General features: G+C 73.0%; 14 protein-coding genes and 1 pseudogene. 3 read left to right on the forward strand and 12 right to left on the reverse strand.

Annotated features, from left to right (window positions below):
- Position 1: 1 nt before the first annotated feature.
- From OOK31_RS12050 to OOK31_RS12060, 3 genes are all read right to left on the reverse strand, one after another.
- The gene (locus OOK31_RS12050; protein ID WP_267012433.1) at positions 2-1081 is read right to left on the reverse strand and encodes an esterase family protein; all 1080 of its coding nucleotides are present in this window, start codon (positions 1079-1081) and stop codon (positions 2-4) included.
- Positions 1082-1323: 242 nt separating this feature from the next.
- Positions 1324-2451: an esterase family protein gene (locus OOK31_RS12055; protein WP_267012434.1), complete on the reverse strand. Its 1128-nt coding sequence runs from the start codon at positions 2449-2451 to the stop codon at positions 1324-1326.
- 139 nt (positions 2452-2590) lie between these two features.
- Positions 2591-3028, reverse strand: coding sequence for a MarR family winged helix-turn-helix transcriptional regulator (locus OOK31_RS12060; RefSeq protein ID WP_267012435.1), 438 nt, complete (start codon positions 3026-3028; stop codon positions 2591-2593).
- A 76-nt stretch (positions 3029-3104) separates the two neighbouring features.
- On the opposite strand from OOK31_RS12060, the gene OOK31_RS12065 reads away from it, so the two are divergent.
- The gene (locus OOK31_RS12065; RefSeq protein ID WP_267012436.1) at positions 3105-4082 is read left to right on the forward strand and encodes an SMP-30/gluconolactonase/LRE family protein; all 978 of its coding nucleotides are present in this window, start codon (positions 3105-3107) and stop codon (positions 4080-4082) included.
- Position 4083: 1 nt separating this feature from the next.
- On the opposite strand, the gene OOK31_RS12070 is transcribed toward OOK31_RS12065, so the two are convergent.
- The 8 genes from OOK31_RS12070 to OOK31_RS12105 all read right to left on the reverse strand — a co-directional run bounded on the left by OOK31_RS12070 (position 4084) and on the right by OOK31_RS12105 (position 20333).
- Positions 4084-4485 (reverse strand): nuclear transport factor 2 family protein, encoded by a 402-nt coding sequence (locus tag OOK31_RS12070; RefSeq protein ID WP_267012437.1) that lies wholly within the window; start codon positions 4483-4485, stop codon positions 4084-4086.
- 99 nt (positions 4486-4584) lie between these two features.
- Positions 4585-5796: an ATP-grasp domain-containing protein gene (locus OOK31_RS12075; protein WP_267012438.1), complete on the reverse strand. Its 1212-nt coding sequence runs from the start codon at positions 5794-5796 to the stop codon at positions 4585-4587.
- Positions 5793-8618 carry an amino acid adenylation domain-containing protein gene (locus tag OOK31_RS12080; RefSeq protein ID WP_267012439.1) on the reverse strand — a complete coding sequence of 942 codons (2826 nt, stop codon included), beginning with the start codon at positions 8616-8618 and terminating at the stop codon, positions 5793-5795. The genes OOK31_RS12075 and OOK31_RS12080 overlap by 4 nt, the downstream gene beginning before the upstream one ends.
- A 17-nt stretch (positions 8619-8635) precedes the next feature.
- Complete coding sequence (locus OOK31_RS12085) at positions 8636-9487, reverse strand: SDR family oxidoreductase (protein ID WP_267012440.1); 852 nt, start codon at positions 9485-9487, stop codon at positions 8636-8638.
- The gene (locus OOK31_RS12090; RefSeq protein WP_267012441.1) at positions 9484-10197 is read right to left on the reverse strand and encodes a thioesterase II family protein; all 714 of its coding nucleotides are present in this window, start codon (positions 10195-10197) and stop codon (positions 9484-9486) included. The genes OOK31_RS12085 and OOK31_RS12090 overlap by 4 nt, the downstream gene beginning before the upstream one ends.
- A 1-nt stretch (position 10198) precedes the next feature.
- Complete coding sequence (locus tag OOK31_RS12095; RefSeq protein WP_267012442.1) at positions 10199-15217, reverse strand: non-ribosomal peptide synthetase; 5019 nt, start codon at positions 15215-15217, stop codon at positions 10199-10201.
- 180 nt (positions 15218-15397) lie between these two features.
- Complete coding sequence (locus OOK31_RS12100) at positions 15398-19105, reverse strand: amino acid adenylation domain-containing protein (protein WP_267012443.1); 3708 nt, start codon at positions 19103-19105, stop codon at positions 15398-15400.
- Positions 19050-20333: an MFS transporter gene (locus OOK31_RS12105; RefSeq protein WP_267012444.1), complete on the reverse strand. Its 1284-nt coding sequence runs from the start codon at positions 20331-20333 to the stop codon at positions 19050-19052. The genes OOK31_RS12100 and OOK31_RS12105 overlap by 56 nt, the downstream gene beginning before the upstream one ends.
- A 924-nt stretch (positions 20334-21257) precedes the next feature.
- On the opposite strand from OOK31_RS12105, the gene OOK31_RS12110 reads away from it, so the two are divergent.
- The gene (locus OOK31_RS12110) at positions 21258-21830 is read left to right on the forward strand and encodes a Uma2 family endonuclease (protein WP_267012445.1); all 573 of its coding nucleotides are present in this window, start codon (positions 21258-21260) and stop codon (positions 21828-21830) included.
- Between the two features lie 63 nt (positions 21831-21893).
- Here the strand turns inward: OOK31_RS12110 and OOK31_RS12115 are convergent.
- Positions 21894-24283 (reverse strand): annotated as a pseudogene (locus OOK31_RS12115) (xanthine dehydrogenase family protein molybdopterin-binding subunit).
- Between the two features lie 368 nt (positions 24284-24651).
- Between OOK31_RS12115 and OOK31_RS12120 the strand changes: the two are divergent.
- Complete coding sequence (locus tag OOK31_RS12120; protein ID WP_267012446.1) at positions 24652-26361, forward strand: PucR family transcriptional regulator; 1710 nt, start codon at positions 24652-24654, stop codon at positions 26359-26361.
- Positions 26362-26434: the final 73 nt, after the last annotated feature.

Consider the following 26434-nt stretch of genomic DNA (forward strand, 5'->3'; position numbering starts at 1 on the left):
CTCAGGGCACGGCGGGGTCGGGTGTCGGTCCCTGCATCACCTTGCTGATCCACTCCAGGGAGCCCTCCCTCATGCCACGTACGTACGACTTTCCGTTGTGCTCACCATCCTGGATCACCTGGAGCCAGGTGTGCACGGGGCCCCTGCCGTACTCCTTCATGAACTTCTCGGCGAGGTCGCGGCCGCTCTCCTTGGTGCCGATCTGGAAGTTCACGTAGACGTCGGGGCCGCCCGCCCTGATCAGTTCCTCGGCGAGCTTCTCCGGGTTGTTCTCGTCCATGGCCTGCCGGTTCCCCTTCCACAGCGGGGAGTCGGGGACGATGTCGACGCCGCTGGCAATGACGGCCTTGAACCGGTCGGGGTACTTCATGACCTGCTTGAAGCCGTTGAAGCCGCCCGCCGAGGAGCCCATGAAGGCCCAGCCGTCGCGGGAGGTGAAGGTGCGGAAATTGGCCTTCGCGAAATCCGGGACGTCATCGGCCATCCAGGTGCCCATCCTGGGCTCTCCGGGGATGTCGGAGCCGTCGAAGTGGTGCTTGGTGTCGGCGTTGGTCACCGGCATGACGAGGATGAAGGGCAGGCTCTTGCCGGACTTCGCTCCGTCGGCCACGGCCTGCTGGAGGCCGAGGCCGGGACCGGTCCCCCAGTAGTTCGTCGGGTAGCCGCGGCCGCCGGGCAGGGCGATCAGGACGGGGAAGCCGCTCTTGGCGTAGCGCGGCTCGTCGTACTCCTTGGGCACCCACACCCACACGTCGCCGGTGAATCCGGACTTCGCGCCGGTCAGGGTGGTCCTCCCGATCTGCGTGCCGTCCGGGAGCCTGCTGGTGCGCGCGAAGTCGGCCTTGGGGCCGGTGGGCATCAGGACCCCGGGCCTGATGTCCTCGGCGGCGGCGGACTCCTGGATCTTCCCGAAGGACACCGGATCCCCTATGTCCGAGAAGAGTCCGAGCTTGTACGCGGCGCCGCCCCCGGCGGCGAGGGCGAGCGCGAGGCCGGAGCCGATGAGGATGCGGCGCAGGCGCGCGGGCCGGCGGCGGCCTTCGGTCGTGGGGCCGCCGTCTCCTTGCTGGTCATGCTGCACTGATTTGTTCCCGTTCCTTCTCCGGCGCCCTGGTTGGACGCGGGTCGGACCGATAGGTCCCCCTTACACCCCTGACAGAGGAGTGAACGACCGGATGGGTTGCCTGGGACCGGGGTGACGTGGTGAGAGCCACGTGGCGGGTCCGTGGCCCTCCGGGGTCCCGGGGGTGACGGGTCAGTGCAGCGGGTATTCCAGGGGGCCCCTGGCCTGCGGGTTTCCCCGCGGGCCCGGGGGCCGGAGGGTCAGCCGGCCTCGGGCTTCGGGCCCTTCAGCACCTTGCTGACCTCCGCCAGCGCGCTCTCCTTCATGCCCCGGACGTAGTCCCAGCCGTTGTGGTCGCCGCCCTTGATCTCGTGGATGGTGACGGTGACGGGGCCCTTGCCGAACTGCTGCTGGAACTTGTCCAGGCGGGCGCGGCCGCCCTCCTTGGTGCCGTACTGGAAGGCGACGTGGACCGCGGGGCCGTTGGTGTCGATCAGCTTCTGGGCGAGCTTCTCGGGGTTGTTCGCGTCCATCTCCGCCTGGTGGCCCTTCCACAGCGGGGAGTCCGGGACGATCTCGCCGCCGTTGGCTATGACGGCCTTGAACCGGTCCGGGTGCTGCATGAGCTGCTTGAGGCCGACGAAGGCGCCGGAGGAGTTGCCCATGAAGGCCCAGCCGTCGCGGGACTTGTAGGTGCGGAAGTTGGCGCGGGCGAAGTCGGGGACGTCCTCCGCCATCCAGGTGCCCATCTTGGCCTGGCCGGGTATGTCCGCGCCGTCGTAGTAGTACTTGTTGTCCGGGTTGAGCACCGGCATGATCAGGACGAAGGGCAGGCTGGTGCCGGCCTGGACGCCCTCGCTGACGGCCTTCTGGAGGCCCAGGCTGCGGTCGGCCCAGTAGTTGGTGGGGTAGCCGTTGCCGCCGGGGAGCGCGATGAGGACCGGGAAGGCGCTCTTGGCGTACTTCGGGTCGTCGTACTCCTTGGGGGCCCAGACCCAGACGTCACCCTCGAAGCCGGACTTGGCGCCCGCCAGGCGGGTCTTCGCGATGACCGTGCCGTCGTCGAGCTTGGCGGTCTGCTTGAAGTCGGACTTCGGGCCGGACGGCATGAGCACGTCCGGGTCGCCGGTGGGCTTGGGCGGGGCCGACGGGGCGTCGGACTTCTTCGCCGCGGAGCCGCTGCCCGCGCCGGCGGCGGGCGGGGTCTTGCCGAAGCTGACGGCCTCTCCGTTGCCGGAGAACCACTCGTACTTCCAGGCGGCGAAGCCACCGCCGCCGAGGATCAGCGCGCAGGCGACGCCCGCGCTGATCCATATCGCGCGCCGCGACTTCTTCCGCCCCCGCTCGGGCTCGGGCGCGTAGCCGGACGACTGCTGGTACTGGTGCACGAACTTCGCTCCGAACGGTCTTGGCTGCCCCGGGGAGGGGGCAGAACAGCTGGACATCCCCTAGGTTCTGATGTGCGAACGCCGCGCGAAGTTCCAAATCCCCGTAAAAACAGGGCGGGAACTTCGGCTGTCGCCCGGGTCACCTCAGCGTGTCGAGTACCTCCGCGCAGCGGCCCAGCAGCGCGATGAGCTGCTCCCGCTCCTGCGCCGAGAGGGCGGCGGCGAGCGCGGTCTCCACCCGTACGGCCTCGACGTCGGCCCTCTCCATGACGGTGCGGCCCTGCGGGGTGAGCCGGGTCTCCAGCACGTTGCGGTGCCATTCGTGCGGGGTCCGCTCGATGAGTCCGCGCTCCTGGAGGTTCTTCAGGACGGTGTTCATCGTCGGCGGGGTGACCCCGCAGAGCCGGGAGAGGGCGGCGGCGGAGATGCCGGGCTTCTCGGCGAGCCAGAGCAGGGCGGTGTACTGCGGAACCGTTACTTCGGTCGGCTTGAAGGCCGCGCTCTTCGCCGCGAGGAGCGCCTGCTCGGCGCGCTTGATGTGCGCGCCGATGCGCTCCTCGGGGGGCATGGAGGTCATTCGGGCATCCTAGACCCTTGCCAAGCATTAGAGCTCTAATTACTCTTCGAACTCACCCGACCGAATGGATGCATCCATGCCTGAGCTGTCGAAGATCCTCCCCGCCGCCGCCCTGACCCTCGCCGCCACGCTCACCCTGGGCGCGGCGCCCGCGGCTTCCTCCCCGGTGTCCACGGCGTTCACGCTCCCCGGCGCCCGGGTCTTCCCCGAGGGCATAGCCTCCGACGCCCGTACGGGCACGGTCTACGTCGGCTCGTACGCGGACGGCACCGTCTACCGGGCCCGCCCCGGGGCCCGTACGGCCGAGGTGTTCCTCCCCTCCGGCACCGACGGCCGCCGCACCGCCAACGGGCTGCGCGTCGACGCCGCGCGGGGCCGCCTGTGGGTGACGGACTCCACCTCCGGGGTCTCCGTGTACGACACCGCGAGCGGCGTGCGCCTGGCCCACTTCGAGGTCGCGGGCGACGGCCCCCGCTTCGTCAACGACCTGACGCTCACCCCGGACGGCACGGCGTACCTCACGGACAGCGTCCGCGCCGTGGTCTACCGGGTCACCCCGGCGCAGGTCCGCGCCGGTTCGGGCGCGCTGACGCCGGCGTACGACCTGAGCGGACACCTCACCCCGTCACCGGCGGGCAGCTACACGCTCAACGGCATCACCTCGGACCCGGCGGGCCGCTACCTGCTGGTGGTGGACATGACGGCGGGCGATCTGCACCGCGTGGACCTGCGCACCGGGGAGCTCGGCCGCGTCGCCCTGACCGGCGGTGACCTGAAGGCCGCCGACGGCCTCGACCTCTCCCCCGCCGGTGTCCTGCGGGTGGCGCACAACCTCCCGAACACCCTGACCCGCTGGCAGGTCGGCGCGGACGGCCGGCGGGCCCGGCTGGTCCACGGCATCACGGACGCCTCGCTGCAGATCCCGACGACCTTGACGCACACCGCGGGGCGGACGCTGGTGGTCCGCTCCCAGTTCGACAAGGACGGCGGCCCCTTCACACCTTCCACGGGCGCGCCGGGCACCTTCACCGTGGCCTCGGTTCGCGGCCTCTGAGCTACGCCGCGTTGGAGAAGGCGTAGACGCCCTTGATCCGGGTGCCCTCGAAGAGCGCGACGTCGGTGCCGTCGAGGAACGGCGCTCCCTGCTCCCCGAAGGCCCAGCCGAAGCGTGCCTGCGCGTGGTGCCCGTCGACGGCGCCCGTCAGGGAGAAGGTGACCCCGGGCGGGAAGCTCGCGCGCAGCCGCGCCAGGTGGCCGACGAGTTCCTCGCGCCCTTCGACGCGTACGTCGGGGTCGCAGTACTCGGCGCCCTCGGTGAACAGCGCCTCGATCCCGGCGCGGCGCCGGCCGTCGTCGGGCTCGTTGACGAGCTCGATGAACGCCTCGACCAGCGCCTGATGGTCGATGTCGATGTCCACGCCCCACCCCACCTCTCGGAGAACCCCTGGGAGGTTCATGGCGGCATCATCACCGGCCCCGCCGGAGGATCGCCGGAAGACGGCGCGACGGCCCGGCCCGCGGTGCGCGGGCCGGGCCGTCACCTGCGCCGGAGCGGCTCAGAGCGGGCGCAGCACCTCCAGCCGGACGGCCTCGGCGGCCTTGTCCAGGGCGGCCCGGCACTCCTCGGCGCTGTCGCCGGTGGCCGTGACGAGCGCGTACCGGCTGGAGACGTGGCCGTGGGGCGGCAGCCGCAGTTCCTGGCCGGGCAGCGAGATCGCCAACGCCGTGTCCACGGCGGCGGGCAGGGCGCGGGCGTCGATGCGGACCTCGCGCGCGATGCAGTCGGCCGCCGGGTAGAGGAAGCGGACCGCCGCGACCCGGCGGTGGGAGGGCGTGAGGGCCGGTTCCTTCCCGCAGGCCACGCGCGCCGCCGTCAGGGCGGCGTCGACGCCCAGGGCGAGGCGCCCGATGTCGGGGATCCGGTCGCCGCCGATCCGGGCGTTGATCTCGACGATCTTCGGCCCGTCGGCGGTGAGCCGCAGCTCGGTGTGGGTCCAGCCGGTGGTGAAGCCCACGGCGGCGTGCGCGGCCGCCACGATCTCCAGCAGCCGCGGGTCCTCCAGCAGCGGGTCGCGGCCGTCGACGACGTGGCCGGTCTCCTCGAAGTACGGTTCGAACCCGCACTCCTTGCGGGCCACGAAGGCCGGGCTCATCCGGCCCCCGGACCAGGCGCAGTCCACGCTGATCTCGGGGCCGTCCAGGTACTCCTCGACGAGGACGTCGCCCGGTGCGAGCTCCGTCGCGCCGGGCGCGGTGGCGCCGCGCGCCAGCCGGTAGCGGCCCGCGAGCTGCTCGGCCGACTCGACCTTGGCCACGCCCGTACTGGCGTTGAGCGCGCGGGGCTTGAGCACCAGCGGGTAGCCGGTGCGGGCCGCCGCCGCGCGGGCCTGCGGCAGCGAGGTGACCATCTCCGAGCGGGCCTGCGGCACCCCGGCGGCGCGCAGTGCGTCGCGGGTGGCCCACTTGTCCCGGCAGCGCATCGCGGCCTCGGGCGGGCTGCCGGGCAGCCCGAGCAGCCGGGCGAGTTCGGCGGTCTGCACGACCCGGGTGTCGTCCCAGGTCAGCACCCCTTCGTAGGGGATGCCGCGGGCGGCGGCCGCCATGGCGGGCACGTCGGTGGTGTCGACCACGGTGTGTCCGGCCAGGTACGGGGTCTCCCAGGCGGGTTCGCGTTCCGCGAGGAGGTGGATCTCGTACTCCCGGGCGACGGAGCTCAGCAGGTACTCCCGGTACGCCTGTGATCCGGCGCCCACCAGCAGGAGCGTCATGTCCGTGCCTCCGCTCCGTCGAGCACCGCGGCGAGGGCGCGCACGGTGCGGTGCAGGTACAGCTGCGGCAGCGGGAAGGGGGGCAGGCCCGCGGCCTTCATCGCGGCGAGCAGCCGGATGCCGAGCAGGGAGTTCCCGCCGAGGCCGAAGAAGTCGTCGTCCAGCCCCACCCGGAAGCCGAAGACCTTCTCCCACAGAGCGCGCAGCCGGGATTCGGTGTCGTCGCCGACGGGCTCGTCGCTGTCCTCGGCGTCGGCGGGGCCGGTGCGCGGCAGCGGCAGCCGTGCGCCGTCCACCTTGCCGTTGGGGGTCAGGGGCAGCGCCGGCAGGGCGGTGACCGTGGCGGGCACCATGTGGTCGGGCAGGAAGCGTGCCGCGTGGCGGCGTACCTCCTCGGTGTCGCCGCCGTCGGCCTGGCCGTCGGAGCGGAAGACCACGTAGCCGTCGAGGCGGGCGCCGGCGGTGTCGCCGGGTTCGCCGGGGCGCAGCACCACGGCCGCGGCGCTGACGCCGGGGGCGTCGAGCAGCCGGGCCCGGATCTCGTCCAGTTCGATGCGGAACCCGCGCAGTTTGACCTGGTTGTCGAGCCGGCCGAGGTGTTCGAGGCGGCCGTCGGGCAGCAGCCGGCCCCGGTCCCCGCTGCGGTACAGGGGGGTGGGGGCGTACGGGTCGGGCAGGAAGCGCTGGGCGGTGAGTTCGGGGCGGCCCAGGTAGGCGCCGGCCACGCCCAGGCCGCCGACGTAGATCTCGCCGGGGACGCCGGGCGGCAGTTCGCGGCCCTCGGGGTCGAGGACGTACAGGTGCCAGCCGGGCAGCGGCCTGCCGACCGAGCGGGAGCCGGTCAGGGCCTCGCGGCGGGTGACGGTCTGCGCGGTGACGTGGACGGTGGTCTCGGTGATCCCGAACATGTTGACCAGCCGGCACTGCCACTCGGGGTGGCGGTCCTGCCAGTGCCGCAGGGGCCGGGTGTCCAGGGGTTCCCCGCCGAAGACGACGAGGCGTACGGAGTCCGATACGCGGGTCTCGCGGTCGGCCTCCATCAGCTGGGCGAAGGCGCTCGGGGTCTGGCTGAGGACGGTGACCCGCTCGGTGCCCAGCAGGGCGGCGAACCGCTCGGGCTCGCGGGAGGCCCAGTACGGGACGACGACGAGCCGGCCGCCGGTGGTCAGGCAGCCCCAGATCTCCCACACGGAGAAGTCGAAGGCGCTGGAGTGGAAGAGGGTCCACACGTCGCCCGGTACGAGGCCGAAGTCCTCCCGGGTGGCGGCGAGGAGGGCGGCGACGTTGCGGTGCGGTACGCCGACGCCCTTGGGCTTGCCGGTGGAGCCCGAGGTGTAGATGACGTAGGCGTGGGCGTCGGGCGACAGCGCCTCCCCGGCGGGTCCGCCCCCGTCCTGCCGGTCCGCGGCGGCCAGCGCGTCGGGGCGCACGAGGCGTACGCCCTCGCGCTGCGGGAACCGCTCGGACTCCGTGACGACCAGGGACAGTGCGGCGTCCTCGGTGGTGTGGGCGAGCCGCTCCGCCGGATAGGCGGGGTCCATGGGCACGTACGCGGCGCCCGCCTTGAGGACGGCGAGCAGGACCACCACGAGGGACGCCGAGCGCTCCAGGCAGACGCCGACCCGGTCGCCGGGCCGCACGCCGTGGCGGCGCAGGCCGTCGGCGAGCGCGTCGGCCGAGGCGTCGAGCGCGGCGTAGGTGAGGACCTCGTCCTCGAAGGTGAGGGCGGGGGCGTCCGGGGTGCGTTCGGCCCACTGGCGTACGGCCTGCTCGATCCGCTCCTCGGGGACCTCCGGGGAGCGCCCGAGGCCGCCGAGGTCGGCGAGCCGGCGCCGCTGCTCCTCGTCGAAGAGCGGCAGCTCGCCGAGGGGGGTGGCGGGGTCGGCGCCGGTCAGGGCCCGGTGGGCGGTGGCGAGCATGGCGGCGAACCACTCCACGGCCGCGTCGCCGAAGGCGGAGTGGCGGTAGTGGCAGGTGGCGTCGAGGGCGGTGGGGCCCTCGGCGACGACGTGCACCGACAGGGGGTGCACGGGGGCGAGGAAGGGCCGGAGGGTGAGGGTCTCGGCCTTGGCGCCCTCACCGGTGAGGGCGTCGGGGTGCCCGGTGGTGACCAGGCCCACGAGGGGTTCGTGTGCGCTGCCCGCGACGGGGGCGGGCACGGCCCGGCCGACCTGTTCCAGGTAGGCGCCGACGCCGGTGGCGGGGTCGGCGGTGAAGGCCAGGGCGTGTGCGGCGTCGACGCCGAGCACGACCTCGGCGCGGCCGGTGCAGCGCGCGAGGACGAGGCCGAGCGCGGCCCGCAGGGTGAGGGCGGCGGGCAGGCCGCCTTCGGCGGGTACGGGGAAGCGCAGCCGGCCGGTGGTCGTGGCGGCGGCCTCGCCGAGCCCCCATGCGGGGGCGGGGAGCCGGTCGAGGGCGGCCAGCGCCTCGCGGAGCCGGTCGCCTTCGCCGGCGGGGACGGGGGCCGGGGCGGGTGCCTCGACCAGCAGGGCCTGCGCCAGGTCGTGCGGGTCGGCCAGGGTGGCGCGGTGGGCCACGAGGACCAGGTCGGCCCGGCCGTCGGCGTACCGCAGGAGCACGGAGCGTACGCCGGGTCCGGTGCGCGGGTCGGCCGGCCGGGACAGTTCGCGGTCGCGGCGGGCGGCGGCGTCGTCGGAGTCCGCGCCGCCCTGCACGTCCTCGGTCCACAGGCGGGCGCCGGGCAGGACGCGCTCCAGGGCGCGGCCCAGGCGTGCGGGGTCGGCGCCCGTGTGCACGCGCAGGGCGAGCGCCTGGCACAGCCGTCCGGTGTCGTCGTTCGTCATCGTCGTGGTCGTCGTCATCGTCGTGCGGCCCCCTCTCATCGGCTGGTGAACCCGCCGTCGACGGTGACCGTGGAGCCGGTCACCTGGCGGGATGCGTCGCTGGCGAGCCAGAGCGCGGCTCCGGCCACGTCCTCGGGCTCGATGAGCCGGTTCATCGGCTGGGCGGCGACGAAGGTCTCCTCGTGCTCCTCGACGGGGACGTCGAGGGAGCGGGCGATCTCCGTGAGCATCCGGCCCTCGGCGGCCTCGTCGTCCCGTACGGAGCCGGGGCACAGCGCGTTGACCCGTACGCCGAACGGCGCGAGGTCCAGGGCGGCGGCCTTGGTCAGCCCCACCAGCGCGTGCTTGGCCGTGACGTAGCCGGCGAAGTGCCGGTAGCCGACGAGCCCGGCGGTGGAGGCGACGTTGATGACGCTGCCCGCGCGGCGGCTCGTCATGGCGGCGCCCACGGCGCGGATCATCCGCCAGGCGCCCGAGACGTCGACGTCGAGCATCAGGTCCCACTCGTCGGGCGTGATGTCGTGCACCGTCTTGCCGGAGGGCGCGGCGATGCCCGCGTTGTTGAGGAGGACGTCGATGCGGCCGAAGCGGTCGAGGGCGCTGTCGACGACGCCCCGTACGGCGTCCAGGTCGCGGACGTCGGCCTCGGCGGTGATCACGGTGATGCCGTCGCCGGCCTCCCGGCACAGCCGCGCCGTGTACGCGAGCTGGCTGGCGGAGCCGAGCGGGTAGGGCACGCCGTCGAGGTCGTGCCCGATGTCGGTGAGCAGCAGGTCCGCCCCGGCGCGGGCGTACGCGACGGCGCACGCCCGGCCGATGCCGCGGGCCGCGCCCGTGACCAGTGCCGTCCTGCCCGTGAGCGGGCCGGCGGTGAGGACGGGGGTCACCGGCGCACCCCCTGGCCGGCGAGTTCCCCGTCGATGAGGCGGACCAGGTCGGCCGGGGAGTCCACCACGTACATGTGCCCGCCGGGGAGTTCGACCTGGCGGCAGCCGCCGGTGGTGGCGGCCTCCCATTCGGCGGCCTGGGCCGCGGACACCAGTTCGTCGGACTCCCCGCGGATGGAGACGACGGGGATGTCCAGCGGCTTGTCGGAGGGGGCGCGGTAGTTCTCGTGCATCTCGACGTCGGCGCGCAGCGGCGGGAGCAGCCATTCGCGCAGGTCCGGGTTCTCCAGCGCCGGGTGGGTGTAGCCGGCGAACTCCTTCACCTGCTGGAGGAAGGCCTCGTCGGTGAGCCCGGTGGCGCGGGTCTCGCGCTGGGTCCAGGGGCCGGGCGAGCCGCTGACGAACAGCTTGAGGACCTGGGGGCGGCCGAGCGAGTTCAGGCGGTGGGCCATCTCGTACGCCATGACGGCGCCCAGGCTGTGGCCGAACAGGGCGACGACGGGGCTGCCGGCGATCTGCTCCAGCACGGTGGGCAGCAGGTCGTCGACGGCGCTGACGACATCGGTGTAGAGGGGTTCGCCGAAGCGCTCCTCACGGCCGGGCAGCTGGACGGGGGTGATCAGGACGGTGTCGCTGCCGTACTCCTGGCAGCGGCGGAACGCGGAGGCTCCGGCGCCCGCGAACGGGAAGCACAGGACGGGGATCTGCATGTCAGCCCTCCAACTCGGCCGCGGAAGCCCACGCCCGCTCGATGAGTTCGCCGGTCGCGGCGGGGTTGCCGCGGACGAAGTAGTGGCCTCCGCCGTCGAGTTCCTGGAAGCGGACGTCGGCGGCGACCAGTTCCCAGCACCGGTACTCGTCGACGGCGTGGGCCAGGCCCTTGTCGTCGTCGGCGACGACGACGGTGAACGGCGCCTCGATGCGCGGGTCGGGCCGCTGCTCGGTGAGGCCGATGAAGTAGCGGTAGCCGCCGCACACGTCGTGGCGGAACAGGTCGCCCATGAAGGAGGCGTAGCGGCGGTCGAGGCCGTCCAGCTCGGTGTAGCCGGTCTCCTCGACCATGTACGAGATGATCTCGTCGTCGCTCCAGCTGTCGATCATCTCGATGGACTCGCGCATGTCGGAGGCCGGCGGGAGCAGCTTGGAGCCGATGAACACGTGCCGCAGGTCGAAGCCGCGGTCCTCCAGGACCCGGGCGAGCTCCACGGTCACCGCGGCGCCGCCGCAGTGGCCCCACAGGATCAGCGGGAGGTCCGCCTTCTGCTCGATCTCGGCGACGGTCCGCGCGACGGTCTCGGCGATGTCGGTGAACTCGGTCCGGCGGGCCGGGTTGTGGCCGGGGGCTTCGAGCCCGTAGACGGCCAGCGTCGGGTCGCTCTTCTCGATGGCCTCGGCGAGCGGCTTGAAGTTGACGGGGTGCCCGCCGGGGTACGGCATGCAGATGACGGCGGCCCGCGCCCCGTCTGCGGTGGAGGACAGCAGCTGGAGGACCTCCTCGGCGGAGTCCTCGCGGCCGTCGACGAGCGCGGCCAGGCCGGTCAGGCGTGAGGTGCGGGTCAGGTCGGAGAGGGTGGCCAGGCCGTCGAGTTCCAGGACGACGCGGAGCGCGGACAGGGAGTTCCCGCCGAGGTCGAAGAAGTCGGCGTCGGCGTCGATCTCCTCGGCGGGCAGGCCCAGCACGCGGGCCCAGGCCTCGCGGATGCGGGCGACGGTGGCCTCGCTGGCGACGCCGCCGGCCGCGGGCGCGGCCAGGGCCGGGTCGGCCTGGGCGGTGCTGCCCAGCAGCGCGAGGTCCTCGGCGGCCAGCAGCTGCCGGGCCCCGTGGGGGGCGTCGGGCTCGTCGGCCATCAGCTGGAGCACGCGGACGAAGTAGCCGCCGATGCGGTCGATCTGCTCCTCGTCGTAGAGGTGCGTGTGGTAGTGCAGGCACAGCTGGACTTCGTCGTCGAAGAAGTGCCGGGAGAACTCGGTGCGGAAGGGGAACTCCGTCTCGGAGTCGACGCGCATGCCCAGCAGGGAGAACTCCGGCAGTTCCTGGAGGTTCTTCAGCAGGTAGAAGTGGGTGAAGTTGAAGGTGGTCTCGAACAGGGTGCGCTGGGTGGCGAGGTCCTGCTTCATCTTCGCCATCGGGTAGCGGCGGTGCGGCAGCAGGTCGAGTTCGGCGCGGTACACGCGGCGGATGAGGTCCGTCCAGCTGCCGCCGTCCAGGTCCACCTGGAAGGGCACCGTGTTCAGGTGCAGGCCGAGGGTGGTCTCGGCGCCCGGCAGTTCGGGGCGGCCGCTGTGCTCGTAGCCGGTCATCACCTTGGCCTGGCCCGACACCATGGAGAGGACCTTCATGTGCGCGGCGAGCAGCACGTCCTTGAAGGGCACGGACAGCGCGTCGGCGGTGGCCGTGATCCGCTGGGTGAGGCCGGCGGGCAGGGTGACGTCGCGCAGGACGACCTGGAAGTCGTCGGTGTGCACGGCGCCGGGCTTCGGGGGGACGTCCGCGGGCTGCGCGTCCTCCATGGCCCCCAGCCAGAAGTCGCGGGAGGCGGGCGAGCGCAGCGACTCGGTCTCCAGGCCGACGAAGTTGCGCAGGTGGTTGTCGGTCTCGGGGCGCGAGGTGTCGCGGCCCTCGCGGACCTGGTGGTACAGCTCGAACAGCTGGGTGTGCAGGAGGGAGATCGACCAGCCGTCGAGGGCCGAGTTGTGCTGGCTGACGGTGTAGCGGTAGTGCTCGTCGCCCAGGACCTGCACGTGGAGGGTGACCAGGCCGCCCTCCTCCCACACGAACGGGCGGGCCTTCTCGCGCGCCAGCCAGTCCTCGTGCCAGGCCTCCTGCCCGGCCCCGTCGAGGTGGCGCAGGTCGGCGACGGTCAGCGGCGGGGCCACGTCGCGGTGCACGACCTGGAGGAACTCGCTGTAGCCGGTGAGGTGGTAGGTGGTGCGCAGGATCGGGTGCCGCAGGGTCAGCAGCCGCACCGCCTCGGTGAAGGCGTCGGCGTGGAAGGCGCCGGTGATGGAGTAGCTGAGGACGTCGTGGTACTGGCCGAGGCCGCCGGTGATCTCCGTCTGGAAGATCAGGCCGGCCTGGAGCATGGACAGCGGGTACGCGTCCTCGGCGTCGCCGGGCAGCAGAGCCCGGTCGGCGTCGGAGATCAGCTCGAAGGGGCGGAAGGCGCCGCGGGCCGCGACGTCCGTGGCCACCGTCGCGGACTGCTCCTCGGCCTCGATGGACTCGCCGAGCAGGGCGATCGTCTGGTGCTTGAACAGCTGCTGGAAGGTGAAGTCGATGCCCGCCGCACGGGACTTGGCCAGTACGGACACGAAGTGGATGGAGTTGCCGCCGAGCTGGAAGAAGTTGTCGTGGACTCCGACCCGCTCCAGGCCCAGGACCTGCTTCCAGATGCCGGCGAGGGTCTCCTCGCGCTCGTTGCGGGGGGCGACGTGCGCGGGGGCCTTCTTGCGCAGGGCCTCGGGGCGGCGCAGCGCGGCGCGGTCCAGCTTCCCGTTGGGGGTGAGGGGCAGTTCGTCGAGGACGATGACCCGGCCGGGGACCATGTACTCGGGCAGGGCGGCGCGGACGTGGTCCTTGAGGGCGGCCTCGGTGACCTCGCCGGGCGCTCCCGCCGGGACGGCGAAGCCGCGCAGGGAGGTCTGCCAGCCGTCGTCGACGGCGACGACCGCGGCGTCGCGGACCCCGTCGTGGGCGCGCAGCCGCTCCTCGATCTCGCCCGGCTCCACGCGGAAGCCGCGGACCTTGACCTGGAGGTCCACGCGGCCGAGGTAGTCGACGGTGCCGTCGGGCAGCCGGCGGGCCCGGTCGCCGGTGCGGTAGAGCCGCTCCTCGCCGGTGTGGGCGCGGACCGTCCCGCCGGTGACGAACTTCTCGGCGGTCAGCTCGGGCCGGCCGAGGTAGCCGCGGGCCACGCCCACGCCCGCCACGTGCAGCTCGCCGGGGATGCCGACGGCGCACTGGCGGCCCTCGGGGTCCAGGACGTAGAGGCGGATGTTGTCGATGGCGCGGCCGATGGGCAGGCGGGCCCGGTCGCCGAGGCCCTCGACGGGCTGGTGGGTGACGTCGACGGTGGCCTCGGTGGGCCCGTACAGGTTGATCAGGCGGGCGGCGGGGACGAGTTCGCCGAACTTCACGGCCTGCGCCGGGGTCAGGGCCTCGCCGCTGGCGAAGACCTGGCGCAGCGAGCGCGGGCCCTGGCCGTCGCCGAAGCGGTCGAGGTGGCCGAGGAACATGGTGAGCATCGACGGTACGAAGTGCAGGGTGGTGACGCCGTGCCGGTCGAGGGCGGCGAGCAGGGCCGCCGGGTCCTTCTCGGTGCCGGGCGCGGGCAGGGCCAGGGCGGCGCCGGTGAAGGACCACCAGAACAGTTCCCAGACGGACACGTCGAAGGAGATCGACGTCTTCTGGAGCAGGACGTCGTCCGGTCCGATCGGGTAGGCGCGCTGCATCCAGCCGAGCCGGTTGACGGCGCTGCGGTGCTCGACGAGGACGCCCTTGGGGCGGCCGGTGGAGCCCGAGGTGTAGATGACGTAGGCGACGTCGGTGGCGGTGGCCTGCGGGGCGACGGGCCCGGTGGCGGTGGCGTAGGAGGCCGCGTCGTCGAGGTCGAGGCCCTCGCGGGCGCCGAGCAGCGGGGCGAAGGCGGCCTGGTGCAGGACGAGGCGGGCGGCGCTGTCGTCGAGCAGGTAGTCGATGCGGGCCTGCGGGTAGGACGGGTCGACGGGGAGGTAGGCGCCGCCGGACTTCAGGACGGCGAGGATCGCCGCGATCATCTCCGGGGAGCGTTCCGCGACGACGGCGACGATCGCGCCGGGGCCGATGCCGCGCTCGCGCAGGGTGTGCGCGAGCCGGTCGGAGCGGGCGTCGAGCGCCGCGAAGGTGATCGTCTCCGCGTCGGTGAGGAGGGCGGGCGCGTCGGGGGTGCGGGCGGCCTGGGCGGCGAACAGCCCGTGCAGGGTGGCGTCCTCGTCGAAGGGGTGCGCCGTGGCGTTGGCGGCCGCGGTGATCTCCTCGTCCTCGGTGGTGCGCAGGCCGATGTCCGCCAGCGGGCGGTCGGGTTCCTGCGTGGCCCGGTCGAGGAGGAGCGCGTAGTGGGCGCCGATGCGGTGGACGGACGCCTCGGCGAAGCGGGTGGCGTCGTAGGCGAGGGTCACCACCAGTTCTTCGCCGCGGCGGGCGACGGTGAAGCGGGTGCCGCCCGGGGTGGCGTAGCCGGGGTCGTGGAAGCCGTCCAGCTCGACGGCGGTCTCGAAGGCGTCGGAGCGGCCGAGTTCGGCGGCGAGCGCGGCGACCTCGAAGTCCTGGTGGGCCACGGCGTCGCGGACGGAGCCGGCCACCTGGACGAGGAGTTCGCGCAGGGTGCCCTCGGGTGCGGCGCGCAGCAGCAGCGGTCCGCCGGCGAAGGCGGGGGCGGCGCCGCGCGTCGGCTGGGCGACGCTCACCTCGTCCTGGCCGGTGTGGCGGGCCAGCAGGGCGATCAGGGCCGAGGTGAGGACGACGGAGAGCATCTCGGGCTGGTTGCGGCTGATCCGGTCGAGCCGCTCGGTGAGGGCCGCGCCGAGGGGTACGGCGTGGACGGCCGGGTCCTGGTCCTGGCCTTGGCCCTGGTCGGCGGCGGGCCGGCGGAAGTCGGGGAGGAATCCGGACGTCTCCGCGAGCGAGGCCAGCTGGGATCGCCAGTGAGCGGCCGGCGCGGAAGGGGTCGACTCGTGGTCAGGCGCATGCATGGGTGTCTCCTGCACTGAGCTGTGAGGTGTCAAAGACGTCGAAGAATTCGAGAACCGCGGTGCTTCGGGTGCTTCGGGTACGTCAGGTGCTTCGAGGGCTTCGGGACGTGCGGGACCTTCGCGGGCTCCGGGGACCGGGAGGGCCGCCGTGGAGGTGGCCGCCGGGGTCGCGGGCCTGGGTCAGAAGTCGAAGTCCATGGCGGGGTCGGGCGCCGCGGGCAGCGCGGGCGCGCGGACGAGTGCGGGATGCAGGGTGGCGAGGGTGGCCGAGGGGTCGGCGAGGATCGCGTCGAGGAGTGCGGTGAACGCCCCGCACCAGCCTTCGACGGTGTCGCGGCGCAGCAGTGCGGAGGCGTAGCTCCAGTTCGTGCGCAGGGTGTCGGCGGCCTCGTGGATCTGGAGGGTGAGGTCGAAGACGGTCTGCCCGGTGTGCTCCAGGCGCAGCGGGACCCGGACTCCCTGGAACTCGGCCGCGAGGTAGCGGCCGCTGTGCAGGGCGATGAGCGCGTCGAAGAGCGGGGTCCGGCTGTAGTCGCGTACGGGCGCGGCGGCGGCGACGACCTCCTCGAAGGGGAAGTCCTGGTGGGCGAAGGCCTCTTCGGCGCCGTGGCCGATGCCGCGCAGGTAGGCGTCGTAGGTCAGGTCGGCTGCCACGTCCGCGCGCAGGCACACCGTCTGCGCGAACATGCCCACCGTGCGGTGCAGTCCGGGGGCGGTGCGGCCCGAGGCGGAGGTGCCGACGGTGACGTCGGCGGTGCCCTTGAGCCCGGCGAGGAGCATGCCGTAGGCGGAGGCCAGTACCGCGAAGAGCGTGACCCCGCGGTCCCTGGCCAGCTGCCGCAGGGCGGCTGCCCGTACGGGGCCGAGGTCGGACTCCACGACGTCGCCGTCGAGGGCCCGCAGCGGCGGGCGGGCGGTGTCGGTCGGCAGGTCCGCCCGGTCGGGGGGCGTGGCGAACACCTTCCGCCAGTGGGGGGCCTGCGCCTCGCGCAGGGCCGTTCCGGCCGGTCCGGCGAGCCAGAGCGCGTAGTCCTGGTAGCGGAGTCCGGCGGGCTGTGGTTCCTCCCCGGCGTACAGCGCCGCGAGGTCCTCGAAGAGCGGGGTCAGCGAGAAGCCGTCGACGACGATGTGGTGCAGGTCGAGGCGCAGGGTGGCCCCGGCCGGGGTGCGGTGGACGTCGGCCCGCCACAGCGGGGCCCGCGCCAGGTCGAAGGGGCGTACGAACTCGGCCAGGGGGCCCGGGGGTTCGTCGAGGACGCGGATCTGGAGGGCCGGTTCGGGCTCGATGCGCGCCCGGACCCCGCCGTCCTCGACGACGAAGGAGGTGCGCAGCCCGTCGTGGTGGGCGGCCAGCAGCCGCAGGGCCTGTGCGAGGCGGTCCGGATCGGTGCCGGGGGGCAGTTCCAGGGTGACGGGCACGTTGTAGTGGACCGCCCGGTCGTCCTTGATCTGCTCGAAGTAGAGCTGGCGCTGCTGGGGGGTGAGCGGGTACGTCGCCAGGTCCGGGGCGCGCTCGATCAGCCGCCCGGTGTCGGGGGCCGCCCCTTCGAGCAGGGCGGCGAGCCGTGCCGGGGTTCCGGCGCGCAGGACGGCGCTGACGGGGCAGTCGCGGCCCAGGCGGGCGCGTACGTTCGCCGCGATCAGGGTCGCGGTGAGCGAGTCGGCGCCGAGGTCGCGCAGGTCGTGGGCGACGCCGATGCCCCGGATGCCCAGGGCCTGTTCGGCGAGTTCGACCAGGATCCGTTCGGTCGCGCCGGTCGGTGCGACGTAGCCGGCCCGGGCCAGCAGGTGCGAGCCGTCGGGCTCGGGCAGCCGGCCCCGGTCGACCTTGCCGCTGCGGTTCAGCGGGAGGGCGTCCAGCGGTACCAGGTACGACGGGACCATGTGGGCCGGCAGGGTCTCACCCAGCCGGTCCCGCAGCTCCTCGGGGCCGGGCCGGAGCGGGCCGGCGTAGTAGCCGCAGAGCTGCTTGCCGCCCCCGCCGGGCCGGGGCCGGACGGTGACGATGGCCTCGGCGACGCCGGGGTGGCCGAGCATGGCCTTCTCCACCTCGGCGGGCTCCACGCGGAAGCCGCGCACCTTGACCTGGTGGTCGCGGCGGCCGAGGAACTCGACGGTCCCGTCGGGGCGCCAGCGCGCCAGGTCGCCGCTGCGGTAGAGCCGGCCGCCGGCCGGGGCGAAGGGGTCGTCGACGAACGCCGCCGCGGTCAGTTCGGGCCGGCCGAGGTAGCCGCGGGCGACCCCGGCGCCGCCGAGGCACAGCTCGCCGGGTACGCCGACGGGGCACAGGCGGCCCAGGTCGTCGAGCACGTAGGCGGTGGAGTGCGCGATGGGGCGCCCGATCGGGATGCGGCCGAGGTCGTCGCGGCCGATCCGGTGGGTGAGGGAGAAGGTGGTGTTCTCGGTGGGCCCGTAGCCGTTGACCAGGGCCAGGCCGGGGCAGGCGTCCATCACCTTGGCGATGTGCACCGGGGACAGGGCGTCCCCGCCGACCACGAGCTCGCGCAGCGGGCGGAAGGCGGTGGCGTCCTGTTCCACCAGCTGGTTGAACAGGGGCGAGGTCAGCCACAGGGTGGTGATGCCCTGCGTCTCGAGTTCCCGGCCCAGGGAGCGGGCGTCGAGGACGACGTCGCTGTCGACGAGGTGGACGCTGCCGCCGTTCAGCAGCGGCCCCCACAGCTCGAAGGTGGTGGCGTCGAAGGCGATCGAGCCGGTCGGCAGGACGCGCAGGTCCGGGCCGAAGGCGACGTAGTCCGTGCCCGTGACGAGCCGCACCAGGTTGCCGTGGGTGACCTCGACGCCCTTGGGCCTGCCGGTGGTACCGGAGGTGTAGGAGACGTACGCCAGACCGGACGCCGCCCCGCGGCCGCCGGCCGGGACCCCCCGCACCGGGGCCGGGGCCCCGGGGTCCAGGACCGTGCCGTCGAAGGCGAAGTCCCGGGGCAGCCCGGCGGAGGCGACCAGCACCCGCACCGAGGAGTCGGCGAGCAGCCACTCGGTGCGCTCGGCGGGATCGCCGGCCTCCAGCGGCAGGTAGGCGCCGCCGGCCTTGAGGATGCCGAGCGCGCCGACGACGAGGTCGGCGGTGCGCTCGGTGCGCAGGCCGACGCGGTCGCCCTCGCGCACCCCGGCCGCCAGCAGCGCGTCGGCCAGCCGGCTCGCCCGGGCGTCGGTGTCGGCGTAGCTGAGGCTCCCGGACGGCCAGGTGACGGCGGTGGCGCCGGGGGTGCGCGCGGCCTGCTCCTCGAACAGGCCGTGCGCGGTGGCGGTGTCGGGGTAGGGCCGCTCGGTGTCGTTGAAGACGCCGAGGATGAGTTCCCGTTCGCCGTCGCCGAGCAGGTCGGCCTCCCGTACGGCAGATTCCGGCTGCCGTGCCAGGAAGGCCTGGACGCGCAGCAGGTGCGCGCCGAGGCGCTCGGCGGTCGAGGCTTCGAAGAGCGAGGTGCGGTAGCCGAGGAGCAGGTCGGCGCCGTCGCGGGTGAGCCGGAGCTCGTCCGCGCCCTCGGGGACCGGGTGGTCGGCGTACCGCACCGCGGCCGCGGCCGGCGGCCCCTGAGGTGCGGCGTGCGCGGCCCGCGCCAGCAGGGCCGCGGCGGGTTCCTCCGGTTCCACGGTGAGGGTCAGCGAGCCCGCGCCGTGCCCGGCGAGGTCCAGGTCGAGCCGCAGGCCGCGCTGTCCGGTGTAGCGGTGGAGCAGGACGGCGAAGGCGGCGAGGTCGTGCCCGGTGGCCGCGCCCGGCAGCCGGACGGTGGCGAAGGCTCCGGCCGCGGAGTCCCGGGTGCGGGGGTGGTCCGCGACGAGGAGGACGGCGTCGCCGTCGGTGTGGCCGGCGTCAGGAGGCAGAGGGGACGGTGTCGGGGTCGGAGCTGCTCTTCGCACGCTGGTCATCGGCTGCGGTCACCCCCAGCCGGAAGGGCATGTTGCGGAAGAGGACGACCGTCAGGACACCGGGGGCGGCGGCCAGCGCCGCGACCACGAAGATCAGCGTCGTGTAGTGGCTGCCGCTGAGCAGGAACCCGCCGAGCGCGGAGCCGGCCGGGAGGGAGCCGGCCATGACGGTGCGCATGAGGGTCATGGCCCGGCCGCGCATCTCGTTGGGGACGCGGGTCATGCGGACCACGCCGCCGAGGACGGTCATGGGCGCGGACAGGATGCCGTTGAGCACCAGGCCCAGCAGGATCCACGGCAGGGCGGTGGGGACCAGCAGGAACAGCACCGCTCCGGAGAGGAGCTGGAGCACGCCGATGCGGAGCATCTGCTTCTCGGAGGTCTGCACGGCGCCGGAGACGAGGGAGCCGACGAGTTCGCCGATCGCCATCACCGCGAGCATCAGGCCGAGCACCCCGGGGCCGCTGTGGAACTCGAACTTGGCGAGCCAGGGCAGCGCCACGACGAGGGCTCCGGCCGACACGTTGAACGCGCCGAAGGAGAGGGTGAGGACCAGCAGGAAGCGGTCGCGGGTGATCAGCCGGAACACCGGTCCCCAGCCCGGCCTGGCGTTCTTGTCCCCGGCGGGGGCCGTCTGCTCGGGGCGGGCGAGCGGGGCCTTGATCCTGCTGATGAGGAAGGCGAAGAGGAGGTAGGTGGCGGCGTCGAGGATCAGGACGTTGGGCGCGCCCCAGGCCGTGATCATCAGGGCGCCGAGGGCGGGGCCGATGACGTTGGCGGCGCCCATCGCGGTGGACTCCAGGCCGGAGGCGGCCTGGAGCTTGTCCTCGGGGACGAGCTCCGGCAGGACGGCGGGGGTGCCGGCCAGCGGAATGATCTTCAGCAGGCCGTAGACGAGCGCCACGACGTACAGGTGCCAGACGTGGAGCGCGTCGGTGAAGGCCAGCAGGGGGATCAGCCCGACGACGAACCCGCGGAAGACGGAGTCGTAGATGAAGAGCTTGCGCCGGGAGAAGCGGTCGAGCAGCGGTCCGACGATCGCCCCGCCCAGGATCACCGGGAGGGTGAGACAGACGCCCAGCACGCCCAGACCGGCGGCGCCGGCCTCTTCGAGCGTGAGCCACGCGAGTGCGGCGTAGGTGGCGCCGTCACCGAGGAGGTTGAGTACCAGGGCCGACCAGAGCAGTCGGTAGTCACCGATGCGCAAGATGGCCAGATATGCTTTCACGTTCCACACCGTTCAAATAGACCGAATGGCAAGAGAAGCCAACGAGGCCGGCGCACGAATTGCGCCACGGCCCGCGCCGGGTGTGCGAAGGAAAGTGCAAGGGAGCCACCGGCAGGCAGGGAGAACCGGCCGGCGGAAATCGTTTTCAGGATTTCGGCATTCATGCGATTGAGCTGCCGGTACGCGCCTTCCCCCATTTACCGAGGCGCGGATCCCCGTTCAACTGCCCTCAAGAAATGCCCCCGACCTGCTCAACCGCCGTCGAGCGGCAGAGCAGGAATTCCGCCACTTGTTCTAACAGGTGCCCAAGTGGCCGTCAAGCAGCTCCCGAGCGGCTCTCCAGTTGGCTCGTTCTCGCCTTGAGAGCAGGAACGTCCGGCCCACCAGGCCCCTGGGCGAGGGGAGTTGAGATGCCCACACGCCCGCACATGTACCCGCATGTCCACCCCCACCGACCACCGCCCCCACCGGCCGGAACCGGAAGAGGGGCATTCCGAACAGAGGTGAATCCAGCCCTTCCGGAAACCCCGCCCCCGATTGGCTGCTAATCCCCCCTCCCCGGGCTCCCCCATTCCTACAATACGGAACCATAAATTCCGTACGTGAACCGACAAACACGATTCCGCCCACCCTGCCCCTCATTGCCCACCCCCGCCCACCCCCTGACCCCCCACCCCGGACCCCCGCTCCGGAATCCGTCTTCCGCTCCCCGCCGCCCCCCGGATTCGCGATATCACGTAAGCGAATGACACACCGCCGACCCCCCGAAGATCACTGACGAACAGTCAATAAATCGACCCCCCGTCCAACCCGACAAATCCGCTCCCCACCGCCCCGGAAACACCCGAGGGGCCGGCCCCTGAGGAGCCGACCCCTTCGTCCGTCGCCGCCGGCGCCGGCCCCTCGGGCCGCTACCGTGATGCCATGACCGCACTGCCCGACTGGATGCGCCCGCCGCGCGCGGAAGGCTGGTTCGCGGAGGACCTCGACCGCCTCCCGGAAGCGCCGCGCCACACCGAGCTGATCCACGGGGCACTCGTTTTCACGTTGTGGCCCCGGAGTTGGTGGCACGGCCACCTCGTCACCGTGCTCACCGTCGCGCTCATGGAGCAGGCACCCGCCGACGCCAGAGTCGGCCGCGAAATGACCGTCAAGCTCGACCCCCGCAACCGCCCCGAACCGGACCTGCTGGTGACCACCGCCTCCTACGACGCCGACCGGACCTGGTTCGCACCGGAGGAAGTGCGGCTCGTCGTCGAGGTCGTCTCCCCCGAGTCCGCCCACCGTGACCGCACCGTCAAGCTCCGCAAGTACGCGGAGGCCGGCATCCCGCACTACTGGTGCATCGAGGACGAGGACGGCGCACCCGTCGTCCACGTCTACGAGCTCGACGAACCGACCCGCGCCTACGCCCCCGCCGGCATCTTCCGCGGCTCGCTCCAGCGCTCTGTGCCCTTCGAGATCACCCTCGATCTGACCGAACTCGCCCGCCCCTGACTCCCTGACCACCAACGCAGAGGGGCCGGCTCCCCCAAGAGCCGGCCCCTCGGTCGGTACCGGTCAGCCGCCCGTGAGGTGTTCCGGGCGGACCGGGGTCTTGGTCAGTTCCAGGCCCGTCGCGTTGCGGATCGCCGCGAGGACGGCCGGGGTGGACGACAGGGTCGGGGCCTCGCCGATGCCGCGCACCCCGTACGGGGCGTTGGGGTCGGCGAGTTCGAGGTAGTCGACCGGGATCGTCGGGGTGTCGAGGATGGTGGGGAGCAGGTAGTCCGTGAAGGAGGGGTTGCGCACCTTCGCGGTCTTCGGGTCCACGATGATCTCCTCCATGATGGCGACGCCCAGGCCCTGGACGGTGCCGCCCTGGATCTGTCCGATGACGGACAGCGGGTTGATCGCCTTGCCCACGTCCTGGGCGACGGCCAGTTCGACGACCTTCACCAGGCCGAGTTCGGTGTCGACCTCCACGACGGCGCGGTGCGCGGCGAAGGAGTACTGGACGTGGCCGTCACCCTGGCCGGTGACCAGGTCGAAGGCCTCGGTGGGGCGGTGGCGCCACTCCGCCTCGACCTCGACGGCCTCGTCCTCCAGGACGTCCACGACGGTGGCGAGGACCTCGCCGTCGTCGGTGACGACCTTGCCGCCCTCCAGGAGGAGTCGGGCGGTGGCCCACGCCGGGTGGTACGAGCCGAACTTGCGCCGGCCGATCTCCAGGACCTTCTCCCGTACGAGTTCGCAGGAGTTCTTGATGGATCCGCCGGTCATGTACGTCTGACGGCCCGCGGAGGTCGAACCGGCCGACCCCACCTGGGTGTCGGCCGGGTGGATGGTGACCTGCTGGACGCCGAGCTCGGTACGGGCGATCTGCGCGTGGATGGTGACACCGCCCTGGCCGACCTCCGCCATGGCCGTATGGACCAGCGCGACGGGCTCGCCGTTGATGACCTCCAGGCGCACCTTGGCCGTCGAGTAGTCGTCGAAGCCCTCGGAGAAGCCGACGTTCTTGATGCCGACGGCGTAGCCGATGCCGCGCACGACCCCCTCGCCGTGCGTGGTGTTGGACAGGCCGCCCGGCAGCGCGCGCACATCGGCCTCGCCGTCGGCCGCCTCCCACTGCCGCTCCGGCGGCAGCGGACGCTCCTTGACCCGGCGCAGCAGCTCGGCGACCGGGGCCGGCGAGTCCACGACCTGGCCGGTCGGCATGAGCGTGCCCTGCTCCATCGCGTTGAGCTGACGGAACTCGACCGGGTCCATGCCCAGCCTGGCGGCCAGCTTGTCCATCTGGGCCTCGTACGCGAAGCAGGCCTGGACGGCGCCGAAACCGCGCATCGCGCCGCACGGCGGGTGTTCGTGTAGAGGCCGATCGCCTCGATGTCGACGTCGTCGATGACGTACGGGCCGACGGAGAGGGACGCGGCGTTGCCGACGACGGAGGCCGTGGAGGAGGCGTAGGCGCCGCCGTCGAGGACGATCCTGCACTTCATGTGCGTGAGCTTGCCGTCGCGGGTGGCGCCGTGCTCGTAGTACAGCTTCGCCGGGTGCCGGTGGACGTGACCGAAGAAGGACTCGAAGCGGTTGTAGACCATCTTCACCGGCTTGCCCGTGCGCAGGGCGAGCACGGAGGCGAGGATCTGCATCGAGATGTCCTCGCGGCCGCCGAACGCGCCGCCGACCCCGGCCATCGTCATACGGACCTTCTCCTCGGGCAGGCCGAGGACCGGGGCGATCTGCCGGAGGTCCGAGTGCAGCCACTGGGTGGCCACGTACAGGTCCACGCCGCCGTCCTCGGACGGCACCGCGAGGCCGGACTCCGGGCCGAGGAAGGCCTGGTCCTGCATGCCGAAGGTGTACTCGCCGGTGATGATGACGTCGGCGCGCTTGCGGGCCGCCGCCACGTCGCCGCGGACGACCGGCTGGCGGTGCACGATGTTGGGGTGCGGGACGTGACCGGCGTGGTGGTCGTCGCGGCCCTCGTGGACGAGTACGGCGTCGGGGGCGAGGGCGGAGGCCTCGTCCGTGACGAGCGGCAGCTCCCGGTACTCGATCCTGATCTTCGCGGCGGCGCGGCGGGCGGTCTCCGGGTGGTCGGCGGCCACCAGGGCGACCGGTTCGCCGTGGTGGCGGACCTTGCCGTGCGCCAGGACCGGGGTGTCCTGGAACTCCATGCCGTAGTACTTCATCGGGGCGGGCAGGTCCTCGTACGTCATCACGGCGTGGACGCCCGGCACGGTCAGGGCTTCGGAGACGTCGATCGACACGATCTCGGCGTGCGCGACCGTGGACCGCAGGGTCTGGCCCCACAGCATGTCCTCGTGCCACATGTCGGAGGAGTACGCGAACTCGCCGGTGACCTTCAGGGTGCCGTCCGGGCGGAGCGTGGACTCGCCGATGCCGCCCTTGGTCCGGGAGCCCTGGGTGACGTCGGTGGGGATGCCGGTGGTGGTGCCAGCCATGATCAGACCGCCTCTTCCTGATGTTCCTGGCGGGCCGCGGCCGGGCGGACCGCGTCCAGGATGTTCTCGTGACCCGTGCGGCGGCAGGACCGCCCCCGCCGTCCGCCGGTGCCGCCACCCCCGTGGGCGGCACGCTCGTCGGCGCGGGAGCGGCGGGGACGGACACGGGCACACCGTCGATGGCCCGAAGTCGCTGTCGGCCGCACGTCCAGAAGTAGACAGCTCGATCATGGGGACCAGGCAGTCACCGATCCCTCGAAACCGCCTTCCCCCACACCTGTGCACAAGCATGCTTTCCTCCTTCCCCAAGCCTGTGAACTGCACTGATTCCCCGTCACCTCACGGCCCGGCGTGAGAGAGTGGCGATCATGCGGCTACGCGAACTCCTGGACACCGACGAGCTGGGGCTGCTGCTGCTCGTGGGTCCGGACGCCGGCGAGGGCGTGCTCGATCGATCCGTATCGGCCGTCCCGACCATCGACCTGGCCGACCCCGGCCGCTTCCTGGGCGGCGGCGAGCTGGTCCTCACCGGGCTCGCCTGGTGGCGTGCGGACGGGGACGCCGAGCCGTTCGTACGCATCCTCCGGCGGGCGGGCGTCGTGGCCCTCGCCGCGGGCGAGGTCGAACACGGGCTCGTCCCGGACGACCTCGTCCGCGCCTGCCGGCGGCACGGCCTCCCGCTGCTCGCCGTACGGCCGGAGACCTCGTTCGCGGCGGTCACCGAACACGTCATGCGGCGGCTGCGCCGCCCTGACCTCGGGGACCGCCCCGATCTCCACCGCCTCCGCGACCACCGGGACCGCCGGGACCGCCTGGACGTCGACGGCCTCGCCGCCGTGGTCGAACGCCACCGCCGGCTCCTCGCCGACCGGGGCGCCCCCGACTCCGTACTGGAGCTCCTGCGCGAGACGCTCGGCCACGACGTGCGCGTCCTGTCCGCGACCGGACGGCAGATCGCCGGGGCCCGCCCTGCGCTGCGCGCCGGAACGGCGCCGGCCGTGGCCGCGCGCTACCTCGCGGCCCGCCGCGCACGCGAGACCGCTCCCCACCGGGTCACGGTAGGGAACCGGCTCTACTCCCTCGTGCCGGTACCCGGGTCCACCGGGCCCGAGCACGCCGCCGAGCTGGGCGACTGGCTGCTCGTCGTGGAGGCCGACACCTCCCACTGGCCCGCACCGGACGTGGAACTCCTCGACCGGATCGTCGAACTGCTCGCCGACGCCCGGTCCGCGCACGAACGGGCGAAGGCCGCGCTCCACGACCTGGCCCGCCGCTCCCTCGACCTGCTGCACAGCGACGTCCCGGCCGAGGAGATCCCCGTCCGGCTGCGCAGCACCGCGCAGAGCATCGTCAGCGGCGTCGACACCTGGCCGCGCTGCCTGTTCGTGGTCGCCGCGGGAGAGTGGCGGGCGGGCCGCCCCGTCCCCGCCGCGGCCCTGCGGGTGCTGCTGGAGGAGGCCCTGGTGCGGGCGGACGGCCCGGTGCCGGTGTCGCCGCAGGACATCGCCTCCACCGTCCACGACGGACAGGCCGTCCTCTTCGTCCTGGTGCCCGACCCCACGGACGCCTTCCCCGAACCGGCCCTCGACTGCGCCGCCCTCCAGCGCACGCTCTCCGCGGCGCTCGCGCGCTGGCTCGGCCCGACGGACAGCGTCTCCGTCGGCGTCAGCTCCCCGGTGGAGGAGCCCGGGAACGCCCGCCGGGCACTCGCCGGGGCCCGCCACGCCCTGCGGGTCGCCCACGAGGGCCCCGGGCGCGTGACCGTCCGCGGCCCCGACGACCTCACCTCGCACATCCTGTCGCTGCTCCCCCTCATCCCGGCCGAGGCCCGGCGCGCCTTCGCCGACCGCCTGCTCGGCCCCCTGCGCGACCACGACAGCCGCCACCGCACGGAGCTGCTGACCACCCTGGAGACGTTCCTCGACTGCGACGCCTCCTGGACCGCCTGCGCCGCCCGGCTCCACCTGCACGTGAACTCCCTGCGCCAACGCCTCGCCCGCATCGAACACCTCACGGGCCGCGACCTGAGCCGCCTGGAAACCCGCCTGGACTTCCTGGCCGCCCTGAGAGCCACCTGACCGTCAGTGCCACCTGCTTCGATGACGCCATGACCTCCGTGCACGAGACCGCCGCCCTCCTCCCCGACCCCGC

This window comes from Streptomyces sp. NBC_00249, assembly GCF_026342355.1.
Taxonomy (GTDB): Bacteria; Actinomycetota; Actinomycetes; order Streptomycetales; family Streptomycetaceae; genus Streptomyces.

Excerpts from the sequence above, each read along its gene's own strand:
- OOK31_RS12075 (WP_267012438.1), bottom strand. The coding sequence starts at position 5,796 with ATGACGCTCCTGCTGGTGGGCGCCGGATCACAGGCGTACCGGGAGTAC.
- OOK31_RS12090 (WP_267012441.1), bottom strand. The coding sequence starts at position 10,197 with ATGCAGATCCCCGTCCTGTGCTTCCCGTTCGCGGGCGCCGGAGCCTCC.
- OOK31_RS12060 (WP_267012435.1), bottom strand. The coding sequence starts at position 3,028 with ATGACCTCCATGCCCCCCGAGGAGCGCATCGGCGCGCACATCAAGCGC.
- OOK31_RS12065 (WP_267012436.1), top strand. The coding sequence starts at position 3,105 with ATGCCTGAGCTGTCGAAGATCCTCCCCGCCGCCGCCCTGACCCTCGCC.
- OOK31_RS12100 (WP_267012443.1), bottom strand. The coding sequence starts at position 19,105 with ATGACCAGCGTGCGAAGAGCAGCTCCGACCCCGACACCGTCCCCTCTG.
- OOK31_RS12095 (WP_267012442.1), bottom strand. The coding sequence starts at position 15,217 with ATGCATGCGCCTGACCACGAGTCGACCCCTTCCGCGCCGGCCGCTCAC.
- OOK31_RS12070 (WP_267012437.1), bottom strand. The coding sequence starts at position 4,485 with ATGAACCTCCCAGGGGTTCTCCGAGAGGTGGGGTGGGGCGTGGACATC.
- OOK31_RS12080 (WP_267012439.1), bottom strand. The coding sequence starts at position 8,618 with ATGACGACGACCACGACGATGACGAACGACGACACCGGACGGCTGTGC.
- OOK31_RS12120 (WP_267012446.1), top strand. The coding sequence starts at position 24,652 with ATGCGGCTACGCGAACTCCTGGACACCGACGAGCTGGGGCTGCTGCTG.
- OOK31_RS12110 (WP_267012445.1), top strand. The coding sequence starts at position 21,258 with ATGACCGCACTGCCCGACTGGATGCGCCCGCCGCGCGCGGAAGGCTGG.